Source organism: Albidovulum sp., assembly GCF_049646345.1.
Classification (GTDB): domain Bacteria; phylum Pseudomonadota; class Alphaproteobacteria; order Rhodobacterales; family Rhodobacteraceae; genus Albidovulum.
Map to the genome: position 1 here is coordinate 1 of NZ_JBARVQ010000104.1, position 2,418 is coordinate 2,418.

At 63.4% G+C, this 2,418-nt stretch carries 3 protein-coding genes and 1 pseudogene; all 4 read right to left on the bottom strand.

Annotation, left to right across the window (positions count from 1 at the left end):
* On the bottom strand, positions 1 to 874 hold an 874-nt coding region (gene trbL, locus WBB85_RS02665), incomplete at its 3' end, for a P-type conjugative transfer protein TrbL (protein ID WP_432637078.1).
* A gap of 3 nt (positions 875 to 877) precedes the next feature.
* On the bottom strand, positions 878 to 1,156 hold the full coding sequence (gene trbK-alt / locus WBB85_RS02670; protein ID WP_432637079.1) for a putative entry exclusion protein TrbK-alt: 279 nt from the start codon (positions 1,154 to 1,156) through the stop codon (positions 878 to 880).
* An 18-nt stretch (positions 1,157 to 1,174) separates the two neighbouring features.
* Positions 1,175 to 1,960 carry a P-type conjugative transfer protein TrbJ gene (gene trbJ / locus WBB85_RS02675; RefSeq protein WP_432637080.1) on the bottom strand — a complete coding sequence of 262 codons (786 nt, stop codon included), beginning with the start codon at positions 1,958 to 1,960 and terminating at the stop codon, positions 1,175 to 1,177.
* A pseudogene (locus WBB85_RS02680) lies at positions 1,957 to 2,418 on the bottom strand (hypothetical protein); the annotation flags it as partial. The pseudogene WBB85_RS02680 and the gene trbJ, both read right to left, overlap by 4 nt.

Sequence of the window (2,418 nt, forward strand, 5' to 3'; positions counted from 1 at the left end):
CGCCCCCACCGGTCGCCACCGCGGCTCCGCCCACGGCGAGGCCCGTGCCCACGGCGGCACCCGCACCCAGTTGCGGACCACCCGAAACGAGCCCGGTGGCGATGCCGGGGCCAAAAATTCCCAGACCCAGAAGCGAGAGTGCGGCAAGCACGATCGCCATGGCCTCGTCGATGGTGGGTGTTGCGCCACCGAAGCCTGCAGTGAACTGGCCGAACAACGTCGAGCCAATGCCGATGATCACCGCCAGCACCAGAACCTTGATGCCGGAAGAGACGACATTGCCCAGGACTCGCTCGGCGATGAAGGCGGTCTTGCCGAACAGACCGAAGGGGATCAGCACGAAGCCCGCCAGCGTCGTCAGTTTGAATTCGATCAGGGTGACAAAGAGCTGTACGGCGAGCAGGAAGAAGGCCAGCAACACCAGGACCCAGGCGAAGAGCAGGCAGGCAATCTGGATGAAGTTCTCGAAGAAGGCGACGAAGCCCATGAGATCGGCGGTCGCCTCCAGAAGGGGCCGCCCGGCATCGAGCCCGGTCTGCGCCACCCGACCCGGGCGCAGAAGATCGGCAGGCGAGAATCCTGTGCCAGAGGCCAACAATCCGAGACCCGCGAAACTGTCGAAGACGATGGCGGCCAAACTGTTCCAGTTGGAGATGAGCCAGGCGAAGATTCCGACGAAGAGGGTCTTTTTCACAAGGCGGGCGATGATGTCATCGTCGGCCCCCCAGGCCCAGAACAGAGCTGCGAGCGTCACATCGATCACGATCAGCGTGCTGGCGATGAAGGCAACCTCGCCGCCCAGAAGACCGAAGCCGGAATCGATGTAGGAGGTGAAGACCCCGAGGAAGGTGTCGATAACGCCGGTGCCGCCCATGGCCTATTCGCCCCCGGTCCGGCCTGTGCCGGTGTCACGCCCCAGGAAACGGTCGCGGGTTTCGGCCCAGACGGCGAGACAGTCATGATCAGAGGCCGCCGCCTCCCCCAACGCCTGACACCGCCGCTGCTCGGCGCGCAACGCATCAACATCAGGTGCTGTGACCTGTGCCGGACGCACAGCCTGCCTCTCTTCCTCCCGGCTCATCTCCACCACCGCTGCGGTGATCGCCACAGAGACGAAGATGATGGCCGCGATGCGGGCGAGGACCGTTCCATCCATGGGTCTGCTCCTTACCGCTCAGTTGTTGAACATCTGGGCATTGCCGGGCTGATAGCCCGCGCCCGGGGTGAGGAACCGCTCGCGCTGGACGCGGCCCTGTTCGGCGGCGGCGGCGCGTTCGGCCTCCACCAGTGCCGTGGCCCGACCATTGGCGGCGGTGACTGCGACCAGATCTGCAATCTGCTGGGACTGAAGGGCCAGAAGCTGGTTGCCCGCCTGGGTCGCCTGCAAGGCCCCCACGGCGGACTGGCTCTGCCCGACAAGCGCGGAGAGTTCTGCTCGCTGGTTGTCGATATTGCCAACCACGCCCGCCTGAACCCGGAGCGCGTCCTGCAGCCCGCCCACCGTGTTTTCCCAACGGGAGCGCGCATCGGCCAGAAGCTGCGCCTCAGGTGCGGCCATGGGGATATTGGCGTAGTCCTGTTGGAAGATCTGGTCGATCTGGTTCACGTCAAAGGCGATATTTTGTGCTTGCGAGAGAAGCTGGCGTGTCTGGTCGACATTTTGCTGCAGTGTCTGCAGCGCGGAATAAGGCAGGCTCGCAAGATTACTGGCCTGATTGATCAGCATCTGCGCCTCGTTCTGAAGCTGGGTGATCTGGTTGTTGATCTGCTCCATGGCACGTGCCGCCGAGAGGATGTTCTCGGCGTGATTGCGCGGATCATAGACGATGCGACCAAAACCGCCGAAGAAGGCATGGGCCGGGCTGGCGAAGATCGGCGCAAGGCTGAGAGGGGCCGCCAGCGCCAAAGCGAGTGCGGAGGCGCTGGCGAATTTGCCGAAGCGAAGGGGTGTGCGGGTCATGGTGTTGTCTCCTGTTCGGGTTGGGGGACTTGGGGGATTTCTGGGTCATCCGCGTCGCTGTCGGGCGCGAGATTGGTAAGGTCTGGGATCAGGTCGGCGGCCCAGCCGACACCCCGGGTCTGCAGCCAGGCGGCAAGAAACCCGTCGCGGCCATGCTCGGCCAAGATGTCGGTAATGCGCGCCTGATCGGACTTTGAAGAGGTCGCGCAAAGGGCGAGGCCCACCTCGGAGAGGCCCAGCTCAAAAAGCCGGTTGCCTCGACGCGACTGGCAATAGTAGTCGCGCTTCGGCGTGGCCCGGGCGAGGATCTCGATCTGCCGGTCGTTCAGACCTGTTGATTGCCACTGAGAATTGACCCGGCAAAGGCTAAAATTGTCACTGAGAATTGACCCATGTGCAACCTTGCCCCGGCTTGAACCAGCTGGGGGCATTTGGAGTGATCGACATGGGATTTTTGA

Coding starts and splice junctions, on each gene's coding strand:
- trbJ (WP_432637080.1), bottom strand. CDS start 1,960: ATGACCCGCACACCCCTTCGCTTCGGCAAATTCGCCAGCGCCTCCGCA.
- trbK-alt (WP_432637079.1), bottom strand. CDS start 1,156: ATGGATGGAACGGTCCTCGCCCGCATCGCGGCCATCATCTTCGTCTCT.